This is a genomic window from Salmonella sp. 3C (genome assembly GCF_025426275.1).
GTDB classification, from domain to species: Bacteria; Pseudomonadota; Gammaproteobacteria; order Enterobacterales; family Enterobacteriaceae; genus Salmonella; species Salmonella enterica.
Genome location: NZ_CP104858.1, coordinates 3,359,843 through 3,377,917 on the forward strand (window position 1 = coordinate 3,359,843; position 18,075 = coordinate 3,377,917).

Annotated in this window: 16 protein-coding genes; 8 read left to right on the forward strand and 8 right to left on the reverse strand. The window is 52.4% G+C overall.

Translation table 11 applies throughout. The annotated features are described in order from the left end of the window. Positions 1–111: 111 nt before the first annotated feature. Positions 112–1,002 carry a LysR family transcriptional regulator gene (locus N7E69_RS16025; protein ID WP_000405927.1) on the forward strand — a complete coding sequence of 297 codons (891 nt, stop codon included), beginning with the start codon at positions 112–114 and terminating at the stop codon, positions 1,000–1,002. Here the strand turns inward: N7E69_RS16025 and N7E69_RS16030 are convergent, their stop codons facing one another. Further along, on the reverse strand, positions 1,003–1,986 hold the full coding sequence (locus N7E69_RS16030; protein ID WP_000282117.1) for a LysR family transcriptional regulator: 984 nt from the start codon (positions 1,984–1,986) through the stop codon (positions 1,003–1,005). Positions 1,987–2,208: 222 nt separating this feature from the next. Between N7E69_RS16030 and N7E69_RS16035 the strand changes: the two genes are divergently transcribed. From N7E69_RS16035 to N7E69_RS16065, 7 genes are all read left to right on the forward strand, one after another. Next, positions 2,209–3,477, forward strand: a complete 1,269-nt coding sequence (locus N7E69_RS16035) for an SLC13 family permease (protein WP_000074128.1) — start codon at positions 2,209–2,211, stop codon at positions 3,475–3,477. Positions 3,478–3,526: 49 nt separating this feature from the next. Continuing rightward, positions 3,527–3,775 carry an oxaloacetate decarboxylase subunit gamma gene (locus N7E69_RS16040; RefSeq protein WP_001089085.1) on the forward strand — a complete coding sequence of 83 codons (249 nt, stop codon included), beginning with the start codon at positions 3,527–3,529 and terminating at the stop codon, positions 3,773–3,775. A gap of 15 nt (positions 3,776–3,790) precedes the next feature. After that, positions 3,791–5,563: a sodium-extruding oxaloacetate decarboxylase subunit alpha gene (gene oadA, locus N7E69_RS16045; protein WP_058113789.1), complete on the forward strand. Its 1,773-nt coding sequence runs from the start codon at positions 3,791–3,793 to the stop codon at positions 5,561–5,563. Positions 5,564–5,575: 12 nt separating this feature from the next. Next, on the forward strand, positions 5,576–6,877 hold the full coding sequence (locus N7E69_RS16050) for an oxalacetate decarboxylase subunit beta (RefSeq protein ID WP_000444846.1): 1,302 nt from the start codon (positions 5,576–5,578) through the stop codon (positions 6,875–6,877). 118 nt (positions 6,878–6,995) lie between these two features. Beyond that, complete coding sequence (locus tag N7E69_RS16055) at positions 6,996–7,694, forward strand: triphosphoribosyl-dephospho-CoA synthase (RefSeq protein WP_001005987.1); 699 nt, start codon at positions 6,996–6,998, stop codon at positions 7,692–7,694. A 379-nt stretch (positions 7,695–8,073) separates the two neighbouring features. Then, positions 8,074–9,153, forward strand: a complete 1,080-nt coding sequence (locus N7E69_RS16060; protein WP_000128331.1) for a FecCD family ABC transporter permease — start codon at positions 8,074–8,076, stop codon at positions 9,151–9,153. Then, positions 9,153–9,929, forward strand: a complete 777-nt coding sequence (locus N7E69_RS16065; RefSeq protein ID WP_001214704.1) for an ABC transporter ATP-binding protein — start codon at positions 9,153–9,155, stop codon at positions 9,927–9,929. The genes N7E69_RS16060 and N7E69_RS16065 overlap by 1 nt, the downstream gene beginning before the upstream one ends. A 90-nt stretch (positions 9,930–10,019) precedes the next feature. Here N7E69_RS16065 and gpmA read toward each other — a convergent pair whose 3' ends face one another. The 7 genes from gpmA to modF form a co-directional block, all read right to left on the reverse strand. After that, a complete protein-coding gene (gene gpmA / locus N7E69_RS16070) occupies positions 10,020–10,772 on the reverse strand; it encodes a 2,3-diphosphoglycerate-dependent phosphoglycerate mutase (protein WP_000301552.1) in 753 nt (250 codons plus the stop codon). Between the two features lie 223 nt (positions 10,773–10,995). Then, positions 10,996–12,036 carry a galactose-1-epimerase gene (gene galM / locus N7E69_RS16075; protein WP_000931426.1) on the reverse strand — a complete coding sequence of 347 codons (1,041 nt, stop codon included), beginning with the start codon at positions 12,034–12,036 and terminating at the stop codon, positions 10,996–10,998. Then, positions 12,030–13,178 (reverse strand): galactokinase, encoded by a 1,149-nt coding sequence (gene galK, locus N7E69_RS16080; protein WP_001049364.1) that lies wholly within the window; start codon positions 13,176–13,178, stop codon positions 12,030–12,032. The genes galM and galK overlap by 7 nt, the downstream gene beginning before the upstream one ends. Before the next feature lie 2 nt (positions 13,179–13,180). After that, complete coding sequence (gene galT, locus N7E69_RS16085) at positions 13,181–14,227, reverse strand: galactose-1-phosphate uridylyltransferase (protein ID WP_000187473.1); 1,047 nt, start codon at positions 14,225–14,227, stop codon at positions 13,181–13,183. 10 nt (positions 14,228–14,237) lie between these two features. Continuing rightward, positions 14,238–15,254 carry a UDP-glucose 4-epimerase GalE gene (gene galE / locus N7E69_RS16090; RefSeq protein WP_001265465.1) on the reverse strand — a complete coding sequence of 339 codons (1,017 nt, stop codon included), beginning with the start codon at positions 15,252–15,254 and terminating at the stop codon, positions 14,238–14,240. 222 nt (positions 15,255–15,476) lie between these two features. Further along, positions 15,477–16,385, reverse strand: coding sequence for a DUF2167 domain-containing protein (locus tag N7E69_RS16095; RefSeq protein WP_000885531.1), 909 nt, complete (start codon positions 16,383–16,385; stop codon positions 15,477–15,479). A 170-nt stretch (positions 16,386–16,555) separates the two neighbouring features. Further along, a complete protein-coding gene (gene modF / locus N7E69_RS16100; protein WP_000096940.1) occupies positions 16,556–18,031 on the reverse strand; it encodes a molybdate ABC transporter ATP-binding protein ModF in 1,476 nt (491 codons plus the stop codon). Positions 18,032–18,075 lie beyond the last annotated feature (44 nt).

The following is an 18,075-nucleotide window of genomic DNA, read 5'->3' on the forward strand; positions in this document are numbered from 1 at the left end:
TTGCATTGTTTTATCCATTGATCACATTTTCATGATATTCGTATTCATTGTAGGAAGGAAATATGTTATTTTTATTAAATGATAAATTTTATTTATAGTAGTGGAAAATAGATGGAAATTAGACAATTAGAATATTTTGTAAGCGCTTCTTTGTTAGGTAACTTAACCAGAGTTGCTGAGCGGCATTTTGTTTCTCAACCTAATATCACCATTGCTATTAAGAAGTTAGAGACTGAATTAGGGGTGACATTATTTGATAGAAAGAAAAATAAACTTGTCCTTACTGAGGAGGGCATGTTTTTCTTACAAAAAATTGAACCTATCCTTATTGCGTTAAAAAATAGCGTAGCGGAAATGAAAGATTATCGTAATGAAAATGGTGGCATAGTAACTTTGGGGATCCCACCGATGATAAGTTTGTTTCTTTTTTCACCGCTCTTCAAGCATTTCCGAGAGATTTATCCAGAGATGGAACTCTCTCTTGTTGAAGAGGGGACTTTTGGTTTACATGATAAACTTTCTGCTGGAGAGCTGGATCTTGCTATTGTTATTATTAATGACTGTCCAAAAGAATTAGTTACGGTACCATTAATGACTCAGCAGCACGTGGTATGTATGTCAGATAAACATCCCCTGGCAAAAAAGGATAGTATCGATTGGGAAGATCTACAATATGAGCCATTGATACTAATGAAAAAAGATTCCTGGCATAGAAAAACGATTATTGAAGAATGTACAAAGCGAGGAATTCATACACATATTTTTCTATCATCAAACAGGGTTCAAACCAACATAGATCTGGTTGCTAAAAATGAAGGAATTTCTTTCATTTTGGACGCTGTCGATCTTAAAGCCGAAAAAGTAATAACCAAGGCCATGACTGAGCCGACTTATGTTACGATTGGTTTGGCCTGGAAGAAAGATAAATATTTATCATATGCAACCAGAGCGTTAATTAAATTTATTGAGGATTATATTAAAGAACATTTTACAATTAAATAATTATATTTGTTCTTCAACAAAAATTTCCCATAGCTCTTCGGCATCTGGAGGCATTCTCTTGGCTGGTCTATAAAGTCTTATTTCTATGGGTACCCATAAATTGCTTTCTTTTTCCGCTGCAGTAACAATAGTTTTAGCCTCTATATCTTGCCTGGCAAGGCTTTGAGGTATCCAGGCAACACCATCGCCAGATCTGACCATTGCCAATAGTGTTGCTGCCAGATCGGCCACAAAGGCAACATTTATATTATGGGTAATTCTGTTAATAGACGCTGTATTTGCTATTATTCTTCCCAGACCTGATTGTGATGAAAAAGAAAGGTAAGGGAATTGAATCTTATTATTTATATTCCACAACGGTTTTAACGTTTCTGAGTCTGGTTTACTGAATGGAATTAATGTATCAAACCCAAGACGAATGCTCATAAAGTGATTTTTATTTAAATTTAGATGCATATGTGGGTGATGGTGACACAGCAAAAATTGTGAATCTCCCTGCCGCATCATTTTTTCGCACGCATTCAATGAGTCAGATAAAAGACGAAATGAACCAAATTTTGCAATTTTATCACTTTGCTTTAACAAGTGCGGTACAAAAGAGAAAGACAAAGCATGCGTTGCTGAAAAAACAAGACTAGGTTGTTTATTACCTGCAGCCTCAAGGGTATCACTTTTCAATGTGTACAAGGAGTGGATCAGTTCGGGAAGCTGGTCTGTAAATACTTCTCCGGCCTTGGTAAGGGTGACTCCCCGTTTACTTCTTTCAAAAAGGGGCGTACCCACCCATTCTTCGAGAGATTGTATCCGACGACTAAATGCGGGTTGAGTCACATATCTTGAGGCAGACGCTTTTGAGAAATTCAACGTTTCTTTTAGAGCCAGACAGTCTTCGAGCCATGTTAGTTCGAGGTGATGCCGATATTGCATAAGCTGCAACCTTATTAGCATTGGATGAGTTTCATTTATATAAGTAGCATTATACACAGACAGATTTTAAGAGGAAATTATTTGATTAAACAGAAACAAAAGCAGTAAGAATATGTTATTCCTTTGTCGGGTAAGTGTTGTTATTTATGTGAGTGTATTCTTTCTCAATAGAAATTAATTAGATGTAATTTTAGTATAATATGTGATTTATGCTTGTTGCAGTTGTATTCATGACTGTAATGAGTTGTTTTTATACCCTAATAATATAAGGACGTATACATGTCACCAGCGATTATTACTTTGTTGGTTTTAGTGGTTGCAATAATTATCTTTGTTAGCGATCGTCTTCCTATGGGATTAGTTGCATTTATGGTCCCAATGGCACTTTATTTTACCGGTGTTATCGATGCTAAGGATATTTTTGCTTCAATCGTAAATGCGAATGTTATTCTTATCGTCGCCATGTGTGTACTCGGTGCGGCATTTTTTAAAACAGGTTTGGCATGGCAATCAAGTAAAATTTTACTAAAATATGCTAAAACAGAAAGAAGCCTTAGTGTATTGATTTTTCTTATTGGTGGAGTTATGTCTGCCTTTGTTTCTAATAGCGGAACAGTTGCTGTGCTAATTCCTATTGTTTTAGGTATTGCCGCCAGTAGTCAGATTAAGCCTATTAAACTTCTTATGCCTCTGGTTTTTGGGGCAACAATCGGTGCTGATATTTCTATTATCGGTTCGCCAGGAAATCTGATTGCTAAAAATACTATTGAAACTTTTAGTAAGGGAAGTCTGTCGGTGCCATTTTTCGAATACGCTAAAATTGGTATTCCTTTGCTGATTGCATGCTCTATATTTCTCTATTTCTTCGGTTCAAAACTCATCGCAGATCGTGATGGAAATACACAATCTGATTCTCAAATGGATTATAGCCAAATTCCGGCCTGGCATAGAAATTTAACTTTAGCCGTTTTTATTCTGTCTATCGCTGGAATGGTGGCAACTGATTATATTAAGTTTCTGCCTCCAATGCATATTATTGCGTGTTGTGCGGCTATTGTTCTTGTATTTGCTGGCGTTTTGACACAAAAGGAAACTTTTAATTCTTTTGAAACACTAACTGTTTTCATGCTTGCGTTTATGATGCCTTTAGGAGCCGCGCTGAATTCTACTGGTGCTGGAGAAATGATTGCTAATGCCGTTATTTCAGTAACCGGAGATTCTGGCGTTATGATTATTATGGCGTCATTGTGGATACTTACATGGGCTTTGACTCAAGTTATGAGTAACACTGCAGCATGTACGTTGTTATGCCCGGTAGGATGGACTATCGCACAGTCTATTGGCGCAGACCCTCGTGCAGTTGTTATTGCTGTTTTTATTGCGAGTAGTGTTGCTGTTTGTACCCCAATGGCTATTCCAGCAAACTCAATGATTATTGGCCCGGGGAATGTTAAATTTAAAGATTTTTTAAAACCCGGATTGGCGATTAGTTTGGTTTGTTTTATCGTTAGTATGATTTTACTACCGATATTTTATCCCTTCTATTAATGCCTGATATTACTTTTCTATTTTAGATTATTAAATTTGAGACTTTATTATGAATAGTTCGGTGCTATTAGGTGAAGGCTTCACCCTGATGTTCCTCGGCATGGGGTTCGTGCTGGCGTTTCTGTTCCTGCTGATTTTCGCCATCCGCGGCATGTCCGCCGCCGTCAACCGCTTCTTCCCTGAACCGGCTCCGGCGCCAAAACTGGCACCTGCCGCCGCCGCGCCCGCGGACGACTTTGCCCGCCTCAAGCCGGTGATTGCCGCCGCTATCCACCACCATCGCCGCCTTAACCCTTAATTCCCGGAGGAATCCATGACCATTGCCATTACCGACGTCGTCCTGCGTGACGCCCACCAGTCCCTTTTCGCCACCCGTCTGCGCCTTGACGATATGCTGCCGATTGCCGCCGCGCTCGACGACGTGGGCTACGGGTCGCTGGAGTGCTGGGGCGGCGCCACCTTTGACGCCTGTATCCGCTTTCTCGGCGAAGACCCGTGGGTCCGCCTGCGCGAACTCAAAAAAGCCATGCCCAAAACCCCGCTGCAGATGCTGCTGCGCGGCCAGAACCTGCTCGGCTACCGCCACTACGCCGATGATGTGGTGGAACGCTTCGTTGAGCGGGCGGTGAAAAACGGCATGGACGTGTTCCGCGTCTTCGATGCCATGAACGACCCGCGCAATATGAAGGCCGCCCTGCAGGCGGTGCGCAGCCACGGCGCGCACGCCCAGGGCACGCTGAGCTATACCACCAGCCCGGCGCACACCCTGCAGACCTGGCTGGATTTAACGGAGCAACTGCTGGAAACCGGCGTTGACTCGATTGCCATCAAGGATATGTCCGGCATTCTCACGCCGATGGCGGCGTATGAGCTGGTCAGCGAAATCAAAAAACGTTTTGAGGTGCGCCTGCACCTGCACTGTCACGCCACCACCGGGATGGCGGAGATGGCCCTGCTGAAGGCTATCGAGGCGGGTGTTGACGGCGTGGACACGGCGATTTCCTCCATGAGCGCCACCTACGGCCACCCGGCCACCGAGGCGCTGGTGGCGACGTTGGCAGGTACTGAGCACGACACCGGGCTGGATATCCTGAAGCTGGAAAACATCGCCGCCTACTTCCGCGAGGTGCGCAAAAAGTATCACGCCTTTGAAGGCCAGCTGAAGGGCTACGACAGCCGTATTCTGGTGGCCCAGGTACCGGGCGGAATGCTCACCAACCTCGAAAGCCAGCTGAAGCAGCAGAACGCGGCGGACAAACTCGACCAGGTGCTGGCGGAAATCCCCCGCGTGCGCGAGGACCTCGGCTTTATCCCGCTGGTGACCCCGACCTCGCAGATTGTCGGCACCCAGGCGGTGCTCAATGTCCTGACCGGCGAGCGCTACAAAACCATTGCCAAAGAAACGGCGGGCATTCTGAAAGGCGAATACGGCCACACCCCGGTGCCGGTGAACGCCGCGTTACAGGCCCGCGTGCTGGAAGGGGGCGCTCCGGTGACCTGCCGCCCGGCGGACCTGCTGAAGCCGGAGCTGGCTGAACTGGAAGCGGACGTCAGGCGCCAGGCGCAGGAGAAGGGCATTCAGCTTGCGGGAAACGCCATCGACGACGTGCTCACCGTGGCGCTGTTCCCGCAGATTGGGCTGAAATTCCTCGAAAACCGCCATAACCCGGCGGCGTTTGAGCCACTGCCGCAGGCGGAAGCCGCGCAGCCGGTGGCAAAAGCAGAGAAGCCTGCCGCTTCCGGTATCTACACCGTGGAAGTGGAAGGCAAAGCCTTTGTGGTGAAGGTCAGCGACGGCGGCGATATCAGCCAGCTTACTGCGGCTTCGTCTGCGCCGGTTCAGGCGGCATCCCCGGTTGCTCCGGCGGGCGCCGGCACACCGGTCACCGCGCCGCTGGCGGGCAACATCTGGAAGGTGATTGCCGCTGAAGGCCAGACGGTGGCCGAAGGCGACGTGCTGCTGATTCTGGAAGCCATGAAGATGGAAACCGAAATCCGCGCCGCGCAGGCCGGGACGGTACGCGGTATCGCGGTGAAGTCCGGGGACGCGGTTTCCGTGGGCGACACCCTGATGACGCTGGCGTAACGGAGAACTGAAATGGAAAGTCTGAACGCCCTGCTTCAGGGCATGGGGCTGATGCACCTTGGCGCAGGCCAGGCCATCATGCTGCTGGTCAGCCTGCTGCTGCTGTGGCTGGCGATTGCGAAAAAGTTCGAACCGTTACTGCTGCTGCCGATTGGCTTCGGCGGCCTGCTCTCCAACATCCCGGAAGCGGGTATGGCGCTGACCGCGCTGGAGAGCCTGCTGGCGCATCACGACGCCGGGCAGCTGGCGGTGATTGCCGCGAAGCTCAACTGCGCGCCGGACGTGCATGCCATTAAAGAGGCGTTAGCGCTGGCGCTGCCCTCCGTCCAGAACCAGATGGAAAATCTGGCGGTGGACATGGGCTACACGCCTGGCGTACTGGCGCTGTTCTACAAAGTGGCGATTGGTTCCGGTGTCGCGCCGCTGGTCATCTTCATGGGCGTCGGCGCGATGACCGACTTCGGCCCGCTGCTGGCCAACCCGCGCACCCTGCTGCTGGGGGCGGCGGCGCAGTTCGGTATCTTCGCCACGGTGCTCGGGGCGCTGACGCTGAACTACTTCGGCCTTATCAGCTTCACCCTGCCGCAGGCGGCGGCCATCGGCATTATCGGCGGCGCGGACGGCCCGACGGCGATTTACCTGTCGGGCAAGCTGGCGCCGGAGCTGCTGGGGGCCATCGCGGTGGCGGCGTACTCGTATATGGCGCTGGTGCCGTTAATCCAGCCGCCGATTATGAAGGCGCTGACCACGGAGACGGAGCGGAAAATCCGCATGGTGCAGCTGCGCACCGTCAGCAAGCGGGAAAAAATCCTCTTCCCGGTGGTGTTGCTCATGCTGGTGGCGCTGCTGCTGCCGGACGCCGCGCCGCTGCTGGGGATGTTCTGCTTTGGCAATCTGATGCGTGAAAGCGGCGTGGTGGAGCGTCTGAGCGACACGGTACAGAACGGGCTGATTAATATCGTCACCATCTTCCTCGGGCTGTCGGTGGGCGCGAAGCTGGTGGCGGACAAGTTCCTGCAGCCGCAGACGCTGGGCATTCTGCTGCTGGGGGTGGTTGCCTTTGGTATCGGGACGGCGGCCGGGGTACTGATGGCGAAGCTGCTGAACCTGTGCAGTAAGAACAAAATTAACCCGCTTATCGGTTCGGCGGGGGGCTCGGCGGTGCCGATGGCGGCCCGCGTATCGAACAAGGTGGGCCTGGAGTCGGACCCGCAGAACTTTCTGCTGATGCACGCGATGGGCCCGAACGTGGCCGGGGTGATTGGCTCGGCGATAGCCGCCGGGGTGATGCTGAAGTACGTGCTGGCGATGTAAATCTGTTCCTTTCCCGGAGGCGGCGCGTTGCGCCTGTCCGGGCTACCGGATTGCATGGATCTGTAGCCCGGACAGATGCGCAGCATCGTCTCCGGGAATGTCCCATAAGGAGACTTTGATGAATGAAACCATAGCATTTCGTCCGGAAGGCCGGGCATCGATAAAAGATGTGGTTGTCAATTATACGCTGGCATCACTGGACGAGCTTGAACAACTGCACCCGGCGCTGAATCTGCTGGCGCACCCGTCAATTGTCCGTGGCAGCCATGATTTCTTTGTCTGTTGTTATAACGCGGGCGTACAGCATGCGCAGGCCGGGGCGGCTGAAACGGTAGCGGTTTTGCCTGATTCGCTGCCACAAGAACGGCAAAGGAGCGGGCTGCTGTGTGCCGCAGCAGGTCGTCTGGATGCCCTGCGCCAGCCGCTGACGCACAATCGTTTATGTTACCTGGCCAGTCAGTTCTGTGCTGGCATGGCAGATGTTGACAGCGAAACCCGCAGCGGTTTTTATACCGTGCGCAGCATATCGCTGCCGGTTTACCGGCGGCTGTTGCGGGATCAACATTCTCACGGTGTCTGCCTGCAGCAGGCTCTACTGCACCTGCTGGCCTGGAAGAGCGATTCCCCCTGGGCGCGGCAGCAGGCGCAGCGGCTGCTCTGGCAGGGCGGCGTGCTGGGCGATAAAGGTGAGTTTGCGCTTATGACGCTGGATGATGAACTGCGGGAGCGCCAGATTGAGTGGCCCGGGCTGTGGTCGCTGCTGGCCGTCACCGGGTTTCTGGCGAAATTCCCTGCCGGACCGATATTTGCTGACTGAAAAATGAGGACTGCTGACAATTATCTGTTGTGTTGGCATTTCTGCGAGAGGCAGCTAGCGCTTTGCCTGACTTACGAAACGAGAATATCAACAGATTACGTACTTTTTGTAGGTCCGTGGTTGGAACATTGCCACCTGGTTACATTTTGTCAACAGCCTCAAGCGTGGATGGCTCCACGCTTTTTTTGTCTATGGAAAACCCCCAGCCAGGCCCTGTGTCTTGATCAGGAGATCTGATCAAGACACAGGGCTATGCCGGAGGATATTTATTGGAAACCGGTGAGATAGGCCACCGTGTCATTAATCGAAATATAAATAAATATATAACGAAATAATTCGGCGCTATAATTCTCCTCTGATTAATAACGTAGCCCGAACCATGACCTGTCAGGACAAATCACTTTTAGCCCCCGCTCTCGCTTCCACGCCCGTCATTCCGCGCTATCGCCAGATCATACGCAAACGGGCTGTGCTCATGTTAGCTATTGCGTTGGCGATGATGACTTCACTGATGGTGGATGTAACCTGTGGGTCTTCTGGTTTACCGCTCAGTGCGCTATGGCAGGCGCTTTTTCAACCGGAAAAGGTGAATGCGGGCATACACGTTATTGTCTGGGATATTCGTTTACCCTATGCCCTGATGGCCCTACTGGTGGGCATGGCGTTAGGGTTAGCGGGCGCCGAAATGCAAACCATTTTAAATAATCCGCTGGCGACGCCGTTTACCCTCGGCGTATCGTCCGCGGCGGCTTTTGGCGCTGCGCTGGCGATTGTGTTGGGGATCGGTATTCCCGGTATTCCTGCCGCCTGGTTTATCCCGGCCAATGCGTTCATCTTTGCGCTTTTATCCGCGTTACTCCTGGACGGTATTACCCGTTGGACAGGCGTCGCCGCATCCGGAGTGGTGTTGTTCGGTATTGCACTGGTATTCACCTTTAACGCGTTGGTCGCCATTATGCAGTTTGTGGCTGATGAAGATACGCTGCAGGGGCTGGTATTCTGGACGATGGGGAGCCTGGTCCGCGCGTCGTGGGAAAAATTGGGCGTACTGGCCGTGGTGTTTATTGCTGTGCTTTTTTGCGCGTTACGAAGCGCCTGGCAACTCACGGCATTACGTCTGGGCGAAGAGAGGGCGATGAGCTTTGGGATTCATGTCCGCCGTTTACGCCTGCTGTCATTGTTGCGTATCAGCTTGTTATCAGCGCTGGCGGTAGCTTTCGTCGGGCCGATTGGTTTTATTGGTCTCGTTGCACCGCACATTGCACGAATACTTTTGGGGGAAGATCACCGTTTCTACCTTCCGGGCAGCGTGCTGATAGGCGGGCTGGTGTTATCGCTGGCCTCTATTGCGGCGAAAAATAGTATTCCGGGCGTCATGGTGCCGGTGGGGATTGTCACCTCGCTGGTCGGGGTTCCGTTCTTTTTAAGCATTGTATTGCGACATCGGGGGAGTCTCTGATGCGCGGGTTAATGCTCCGCTCATTTAGCGCCGGCTATTCCACTCAGCCGGTTATTGCAGATCTCAACGTTCCCTTACTGCCGCGCGGGAAAATTACCATTTTGCTGGGGCCGAACGGCTGTGGTAAATCGACGTTACTACGTTCGCTGGCCGGGCTGAATAACGCCGACGGCGAGGCGCTGCTTGATGGCGAAGATCTCATGTCGTTATCGTTTGCCGAGCGGGCGCAGAAAGTTGTGTTTTTGCCGCAGTCATTACCGCAGGGCGTACATCTGCATGTACTGGAGTCGATTATCGTGGTATTGCGGGCATCAGGCGGCAGAGACAATGCGCAGGGCAGAGCGCAGATACTGGCTATCCTTGAGCAATTGGGCATAACGCATCTGGCGTTGCAGTATCTCGACCAGCTTTCCGGCGGTCAGCGGCAGTTAGTGGGTCTGGCGCAATCGCTGATTCGTCGCCCTGAACTTCTGTTGCTGGATGAGCCGTTCAGCGCGCTGGATTTAAACTATCAGTTTCACGTAATGGATCTCGTGCGTCGGGATACCCAGGCGCAAAATAGGGTGACGATAGTCGTGGCGCATGACATTAATATTGCACTGCGTCATGGTGACCATGTCCTGATGCTAAAAGACGGCAGGCTGGTCGCCAGCGGCGCGCCGGAGACGGTGATTACTGCGGAGCGTCTGGCTGAAGTGTACCGGGTACGAGGACGCGTGGAGCGCTGTTCGCAGGGGAAATTGCAGGTGGTGCTGGATGGCGTGATCGCTGTTTAAGACATATTGTCTGATGGCGCTGCGCTTACCCGGCCTACCCATTGCTCGTAGGCCGGATAAGGCAGTTATACCGCCATCCGGAAAAGGTGATTACTTCGCTTTACCCTGATTCGCCACGGCAGCCGCTTTCGCAGCGATCTCGTCAGCGTTGCCCAGATAGTAATGTTTGATCGGCTTGAAGTTTTCGTCGAACTCATACACCAGCGGCACGCCGGTTGGGATGTTTAACTCAAGAATCTCATCTTCACTCATGTTATCCAGGTATTTCACCAGCGCACGCAATGAGTTACCGTGAGCGGCGATGATCACGCGCTCACCGCTCTTCATACGCGGCAGGATGGTGTCGTTCCAGTAAGGAATAACGCGGTCGATGGTCAGCGCCAGACTTTCGGTCAACGGCAGCTCTTTCTCGCTCAGTTTGGCATAACGTGGATCGTGACCCGGATAACGCTCATCATCTTTGGTCAGTTCCGGCGGCGTCACGGCAAAACCGCGGCGCCACTGCTTAACCTGCTCGTCACCATATTTTTCTGCCGTTTCCGCTTTATTCAGCCCCTGCAACGCACCATAGTGACGTTCATTGAGTTTCCAGGATTTTTCCACCGGCAGCCACGCCTGATCCAGTTCATCCAGTACGTTCCACAGCGTATGGATAGCGCGTTTCAGTACGGAAGTGTAGGCAAAATCAAAGCTGAAACCTTCTTCTTTTAGCAGTTTACCCGCTGCTTTTGCTTCGCTTATGCCTTTTTCAGACAGGTCAACATCATACCAGCCGGTGAAACGGTTCTCTTTGTTCCATTGACTTTCACCGTGACGTACCAGAACCAGCTTAGTTACAGCCATACTCTCACTCCTATAAATCATATGTAATGATAATAATTCTCATTATATTGCCGCGAGGTGTTGGCGGCAATGCTTACGCATAACCATAGCGAAAATAGTGGCGCAGTGTAAGGTTCTTGTGAACTCAGAGTTGCGATTTTGTCTTTAAGTGGTGGAGGTTTGAGCAGGGCAATGGCGCGTAGGCCCGATAAGCTTGCGTCATCGGGCATGTAGCGGCATATCGTTAGAACGGAATAAACTGATACTCGGTCAGGCTGGCGTACTCCTCGCCAGGGCGAAGGATACAGTCAGGCTGCGGCCATTCAGGATGATTCGGACTGTCCGGCAGCAGTTCGCTTTCCAGCGCCAGCCCTTGCCAGTCGGCATAAGGTTCCGGCCCGCGGGAAGGTGTACCCGCCAGATAATTGCCGGAATAAAACTGTAACGCCGGGGCGGTGGTGTAAACCATCATTTGTAGCTTTCCATCCTGTGACCACAGACGGGCCGCCGGCTTTTTGCCATCACCCTGCGTCTGTAGCAGGAAAGCATGATCGTAGCCTTTAACCTTGCGCTGATCGTCATCGGCGAGAAATTCATTGGCAATGACTTTTGGCATCCGGAAGTCAAACGAGGTATTGGCTACCGATTTTAGCCCCTGGCGTGGAATACCGGATTCATCTACCGGCAGATACTCATCCGCCAGAATTTGCAGCTTATGTTGGCGCACGTCGGTCCGATCGCCGTCCAGATTAAAATAGACGTGGTTGGTCAAATTCACCGGACAGGGTTTATCGACCGTTGCCCGGTAGGTGATGGAGATTCTATTGTCATCGGTCAGACGATATTGCGCCGTGGCGCAAAGATGGCCAGGAAAGCCCTGGTCGCCGTCATCAGAGGTGAGCGCGAATAATACCTGGCGATCGTTCTGGTTCACAATTTGCCAGCGGCGCTTGTCAAAGCCTTCCGGTCCGCCGTGTAGCTGGTTCTCGCCCTGGCTTGGGCTTAACTGTACGGTTTCGCCGGCAAACGTATAACGGCTATTGGCGATACGGTTCGCGTAACGGCCAATAGAGGCGCCGAGGAACGACGTCTGTTCAGGGTAGTGTTCCGGGCTGGCGCAGCCCAGCAATGCTTCCCGAACGCTGCCGTCAGACAGCGGAATACGGGCGGAAAGAAGAGTGGCTCCCCAGTCCATCAGCGTTACCACCATCCCTGCGCTGTTGCGCAGGGTTAGCAGGCGGTACGGTTGACCATCGGGGGCCAGTGCGGGCGTTTCATTTAGCACTGTCCTGCTCCTTGTGACGGTTTGCATACATAAAAGGTTTCTTTGATTCCGGTTTTCGCTTCGTACTGTTGCGCAACGGCCTGCTGCACAGCGGGAACCAGATCTTCCGGGATCAGCGCGACAACACAGCCGCCGAAGCCGCCGCCGGTCATGCGCACGCCGCCTTGATCGCCGATGGTCGCTTTGACGATGTCTACCAGCGTGTCTATCTGCGGGACGGTAATTTCGAAATCATCGCGCATTGAGGCATGGGACTCCGCCATCAGTTGGCCCATACGTTGCAAATCACCTTTCTCCAGCGCGCTTGCCGCTTCAACGGTGCGCGCATTTTCGCTCAATACATGGCGAACGCGTTTTGCGACTACCGGGTCCAGTTCGCTGGCAACGGCATTGAACGCCTCAAGGCTGACATCGCGCAGGGCCGGCTGCTGGAAGAAACGGGCGCCGGTTTCGCACTGTTCACGGCGGGTATTATACTCGCTGCCCACCAGCGTGCGCTTAAAGTTACTGTTGATGATCACCACGGCGACACCTTTCGGCATGGAAACCGCTTTGGCGCCGAGCGTACGGCAATCAATCAGCAGCGCATGATCTTTTTTGCCGAGCGCAGAGATGAGCTGATCCATAATGCCGCAGTTACAGCCGACAAACTGGTTCTCGGCCTCTTGTCCGTTGAGCGCAATTTGCGCGCCGTCCAGCGGCAGGTGATAAAGCTGCTGGAAGACGGTGCCCACCGCCACTTCCAGCGAGGCGGAGGAGCTTAACCCGGCGCCCTGCGGCACATTGCCGCTGATGACCATATCCACGCCGCCAAACGCGTTGTTACGCTGTTGCAGGTGTTTCACTACGCCGCGCACATAGTTAGACCACTGCTGGCTATCGTGGGTCACGATCGGCGCATCCAGTGAAAATTCGTCCACCTGATTGTCGTAATCGGCGGCAATCACCCGTACGGTACGATCGTCGCGCGGCGCACAGCTAATTACGGTCTGGTAATCGATAGCGCAGGGCAGAACAAAACCATCATTGTAATCAGTGTGCTCGCCGATCAGATTGACGCGGCCTGGCGCCTGAATCGTGTGGGTAGCAGGGTAGCCGAAAATTTCAGCAAACAGCGCGCGCGTTTTCTCTTTCAGATTCATTTTTATACTCCGGATTCGCGAAAATGGATGTCGCTGACCGCGCGCAGGCGTTCAGCCGCTTGTTCTGCGGTTAAATCACGCTGGGTTTCCGCCAGCATTTCATAGCCGACCATAAATTTACGGACGGTCGCAGAGCGCAGCAGCGGCGGATAAAAGTGCGCGTGCAACTGCCAGTGCGCGTTTTCTTCACCGTTAAACGGCGCGCCGTGCCAGCCCATTGAGTAGGGGAAGGAACACTGAAACAGGTTGTCATAACGACTGGTCAGCTTTTTCAACGCCAGCGCCAGAGAGTCGCGCTGCTCGTCGCTTAAATCGGTAATGCGCAGGACATGCGTTTTGGGTAACAGTAGTGTTTCGAACGGCCACGCCGCCCAGTAAGGCACCACCGCCAGCCAGTGTTCGGTTTCGACCACGGTGCGGCTGCCGTCCGCCAGTTCTCGCTGGACATAATCCACCAGCATTGGCGAGCGCTGCTCGGCGAAGTAGGCTTTTTGTAAACGATCTTCGCGTTCGGCCTCATTCGGCAGGAAGCTGTTGGCCCAGACCTGGCCATGCGGATGCGGGTTCGAACAGCCCATCGCCGCGCCTTTATTTTCAAAGACCTGCACCCACGGATAGGTTTTGCCTAACTCGGCGGTCTGCGTTTGCCAGGTTCTGACGATTTCCGTCAGCGCGGGCAGGCTCAACTCCGGCAGCGTTTTACTGTGATCGGGAGAAAAGCAGATCACGCGGCTGGTGCCGCGCGCGCTCTGACAGCGCATCAGCGGATCGTGGCTGTCCGGCGCATCCGGCGTGTCGGCCATCAGCGCCGCGAAATCGTTAGTAAAGACGTAAGTCCCTTTGTAATCGGGATTTTTATCGCCGGTGACACGCGTATTGCCCGCACACAGGAAGCAGTCCGGATCATGGGCCGGCAGCATTTGCTGAGACGGCGTTTCCTGCGCCCCCTGCCAGGGGCGTTTTGCGCGATGCGGCGAAACCAGAACCCACTGGCCGGTAAGCGGGTTATAACGGCGATGCGGATGATCGATGGGATTAAATGGGGTCATAACAACGTCCTTAATCTGGGTATCCCTGCGGATGGCGTGACTGCCAGTGCCAGGTGTCCTGCGCCATTTCGTCAAGCGTGCGGGTGACGCGCCAGTTCAGCTCGCGATCGGCTTTGCTGGCATCCGCCCAATACGCCGGGAGATCGCCGTCGCGACGCGGCGCGAAGTGGTAATTAATGGGTTTACCGCAGGCTTTACTAAAGGCGTTGACCACATCCAGGACGCTACTGCCGACACCCGCGCCGAGGTTATAAATATGTACGCCGGATTTGTCCGCCAGTTTTTCCATCGCCACGACGTGCCCGTCGGCTAAGTCCATAACGTGAATGTAATCGCGTACGCCGGTGCCATCCTCGGTCGGGTAATCGTTGCCGAAAACGGCGAGCGATTCGCGACGACCCACGGCGACCTGGGCGATATAGGGCATCAGGTTATTCGGAATACCTTGCGGATCTTCTCCCATGTCGCCCGACGGGTGCGCGCCGACCGGGTTGAAATAACGCAGCAGCGCAATACTCCACTCCGGCTGGGCTTTTTGCAGATCGGTGAGGATCTGTTCTACCATCAATTTACTTTTGCCGTAGGGGCTTTGCGGCGTGCCGGTAGGAAAACTTTCGACGTAAGGAATTTTGGGCTGATCGCCATAAACGGTGGCGGAGGAGCTAAAAATAAGGTTTTTAACGTTGGCCGCACGCATGGCGCTGACCAACCGCAGCGTACCGTTGACGTTGTTGTCATAGTACTCCAGCGGCCTGGCGACCGATTCGCCGACGGCTTTCAGGCCGGCAAAGTGAATCACGGTATCAATCGCGTGATCGTGCAGAATTTCGGTTATAAGCGCTTCGTTGCGAATATCGCCTTCGACAAAGGTCGGGTGCTTACCGCCCAGACGTTCAATCACGGGCAGCACGCTGCGCTTGCTGTTGCAGAGGTTATCGAGGATGACGACGTCATGACCATTTTGCAGCAATTGTACGCAGGTATGACTTCCAATGTAACCGCTACCACCTGTAACCAATACTCTCATAATTCGCTCCGTTAAGCCTATGGTATGGAATAACCATAGCATAACAAAGATGCGAAAAGTGTGACATGTAATAAATTAGTGGAATCGTTTACACACTGGTGATTTTACGCATTTATATCAATTAAATGATTACAAATCATCTGGCTTGAGAATGCTTCTGCTTTTTATCCGAAAAAAAGGCGCGTTACGCGCCTGGGAATGAAACGGACGGGGCAGGAGCTGTCAGTCTTTTTTACGCGAGAGTAGCTTCCTGGCGAGCGCCCCGACGGCAACGACGCCGATGGCGGTCACTTTCCAGAACTTAAGCAACGCGATACCGAGCATAGCAAGCAGACCTACTTTTTTGGCCGCGATACCGCCAATCAGCGCGGCGAGCCCATACTCCGCTATTTTGTCCGTTGATTCGTTGAAGTCAGCGTAGCGTTGTCCAGCGTTGAACTTGACGGAACTGAGAATTCTTTTCGCCAGAGGGATTTCGTGGTCAACAGAACCTCTGTCGGTCACCAGATTTAAAGAAAAATAGCCTTCACGTCCCAGCAGATAGGTGTTGTAGTTCACGCCTTGTTCATTCAGTGGTTCGTTGGTGCCGATATCCTGGATGGCGGCGGACCAGATCAGACGATGATTGGTTGCATCGTAGGTAGGCTTCTCGATCCAGCCAATAATTTCTATCGGCTCAATGCCTTTTGCAATACGATCTTTATTCGCTTCTTTTGTGCCTTTGCGCAGGTTATCCATTAATTCATCGGCATCCCAATTTTTTGCATCATCATCTTTTACATAACCAGAATCATCATATTCGATAGAAATAAATCCATTCATTTCCTTTTTAAATACGAGACCGTAAAAATATTCATCGTCAACATAGTTACCAATTTCACGCATAAATACCGCCGCTTCTTTTGCGGGTATCCAGGTAAATCCTTCCGGCAGATTAAGCGTGGCTTTATCACCTAAACTAATCTTTGTCGGACCCGCAACGGCGGCGCGACTCATGCCTTCAACAGCGACCTCAACGGCGGTTTTACGCGCTTCCTGCGCAGCGGTCGGCTTTTGCTCAGCATAACTGCTGGGGCAAAATAACATGGCTGCCAGTAAAAATAGTATTATTTGTGGAAAACGAAAAGCCATAATGAATCCCTTATATTCACATACGACATCATTGTCGAAAATTTCAGGATTATTATGACAATGAGGCGGTCAGCGATTCAAGAGATAGTAAGCTTATCGACCGTTATTATTATTCTTAATAAAAGGAGAGTGGTTCCAGAATGGCGCGCGGCGCCATTCTGATAATACATTTAATTATTGCATCGTCCGGAAACGTACTTATAACGTTCGCCCTCTGGTACAAATTCCAGCCGGTGGGTAATACAGGCAGGCGCATCCTCTGCATGATGGGAAACGAACAGCAGTTGGGTCTCTCCCTGGCGAATTAATACATCTACAAAACGGCGTACCAGTTGGCGGTTCAGCGGGTCCAACCCTTGCAGCGGCTCATCCAGAATCAACACTGTCGGATGCTTAACCAGCGCGCGCACGATCAGCGCCAGCCGCTGCTGTCCCCAGGAGAGACTGTGGAAGGGGGCATCCGCCGTACGCTTATCGATTCCCAGAATATCCAGCCACTGTTGCGCCAGTTTTCGTTGCCTGTCTGAAACGGCCTGGTAAATGCCGATAGAATCGAAATAGCCGGAGAGAATGACATTGCGCACCGTGGTACTGACGCGGTAATCCAGATGTAAACTGCTGCTGACGTAGCCGATATGTTTTTTGATATCCCAGATTGTTTCGCCGCTTCCTCGCCGCCGCCCGAACAGCGTAAGATCGTTGCTGTAGCCTTGCGGATGATCGCCAGTAATAAGGCTAAGCAACGTAGACTTACCCGCTCCGTTAGGACCGACGATCTGCCAGTGTTCGCCCGGATTGACTCGCCAGCTTAGGTGGTGGAGGATAGGGCGATCGTTATACGAGACTACGCCATCGTTAAGTACGATCCGTGGTTCGCCATCGGGTAACGCATGGCGGGCGGAAGGTTCGTCCGGTTCGGGTAATTGTACGTCGGTCAGACGCTCGCTGTGCGCGAGTTGAGCAACCAACGCCCGTTGCAGCAACTCCGCCGTCGTTCCGGTCTCCGCCAGCGTACAGTCGGCAAGCACGCCGGCAAACTGCACGAAGTCCGGGATTTCATCAAAACGGTTGAGTACCAGTGCCAGGGTCATACCCGCCTGGTTCAACGCCGTCAGGCGTTGCGCCAGTTGTTGACGGGCGGTCACGTCAAGTCCGTCGAACGGTTCATCAAGGATTAATAACTCCGGCTCAGACATCAGCGCCTGACACAGCAGCGCTTTTCGCGTCTCGCCGGTAGAAAGGTATTTAAAACGCCTGTCGAGTAAAGCGGAAATGCCGAACTGCTGCGCCAGCATCGCACAGCGGGCAGGATGGTGAACTTCATCCTGAATAATTTCCGCGGTAGTGCGCCCGGTATCGTCTTCGCCAGGACTGAGCATATCGGTGTTATTACGTTGCCACTCATCGCTGACCAGCTTTTGCAATTGTTCAAAGGACAGACGAGTAATGCGGGTAAACCGACACTGGCGCTCGCCTGTTAATAACGGCAGTTCACCCGCCAGCGCGCGGGCGAGCGCCGACTTCCCGCTCCCGTTAGCCCCAACGAATGCCCAGCTATCGCCCGCATTGAGCGTCAGCGAATCCAGATGAAGTGTTTTTGTATCACTCAGACGAAACGTGCCTTGCGAAATTTGCAACGATGACATTTTGCATCCCATTTTTTGCAGCGATGAATGACAGGGATACGTCT

Excerpts from the sequence above, each read along its gene's own strand:
- N7E69_RS16025 (WP_000405927.1), top strand. The coding sequence starts at position 112 with ATGGAAATTAGACAATTAGAATATTTTGTAAGCGCTTCTTTGTTAGGT.
- N7E69_RS16035 (WP_000074128.1), top strand. The coding sequence starts at position 2,209 with ATGTCACCAGCGATTATTACTTTGTTGGTTTTAGTGGTTGCAATAATT.
- N7E69_RS16040 (WP_001089085.1), top strand. The coding sequence starts at position 3,527 with ATGAATAGTTCGGTGCTATTAGGTGAAGGCTTCACCCTGATGTTCCTC.
- oadA (WP_058113789.1), top strand. The coding sequence starts at position 3,791 with ATGACCATTGCCATTACCGACGTCGTCCTGCGTGACGCCCACCAGTCC.
- N7E69_RS16050 (WP_000444846.1), top strand. The coding sequence starts at position 5,576 with ATGGAAAGTCTGAACGCCCTGCTTCAGGGCATGGGGCTGATGCACCTT.
- N7E69_RS16055 (WP_001005987.1), top strand. The coding sequence starts at position 6,996 with ATGAATGAAACCATAGCATTTCGTCCGGAAGGCCGGGCATCGATAAAA.
- N7E69_RS16060 (WP_000128331.1), top strand. The coding sequence starts at position 8,074 with ATGACCTGTCAGGACAAATCACTTTTAGCCCCCGCTCTCGCTTCCACG.
- N7E69_RS16065 (WP_001214704.1), top strand. The coding sequence starts at position 9,153 with ATGCGCGGGTTAATGCTCCGCTCATTTAGCGCCGGCTATTCCACTCAG.
- gpmA (WP_000301552.1), bottom strand. The coding sequence starts at position 10,772 with ATGGCTGTAACTAAGCTGGTTCTGGTACGTCACGGTGAAAGTCAATGG.
- galK (WP_001049364.1), bottom strand. The coding sequence starts at position 13,178 with ATGAATCTGAAAGAGAAAACGCGCGCGCTGTTTGCTGAAATTTTCGGC.
- galT (WP_000187473.1), bottom strand. The coding sequence starts at position 14,227 with ATGACCCCATTTAATCCCATCGATCATCCGCATCGCCGTTATAACCCG.
- galE (WP_001265465.1), bottom strand. The coding sequence starts at position 15,254 with ATGAGAGTATTGGTTACAGGTGGTAGCGGTTACATTGGAAGTCATACC.
- N7E69_RS16095 (WP_000885531.1), bottom strand. The coding sequence starts at position 16,385 with ATGGCTTTTCGTTTTCCACAAATAATACTATTTTTACTGGCAGCCATG.
- modF (WP_000096940.1), bottom strand. The coding sequence starts at position 18,031 with ATGTCATCGTTGCAAATTTCGCAAGGCACGTTTCGTCTGAGTGATACA.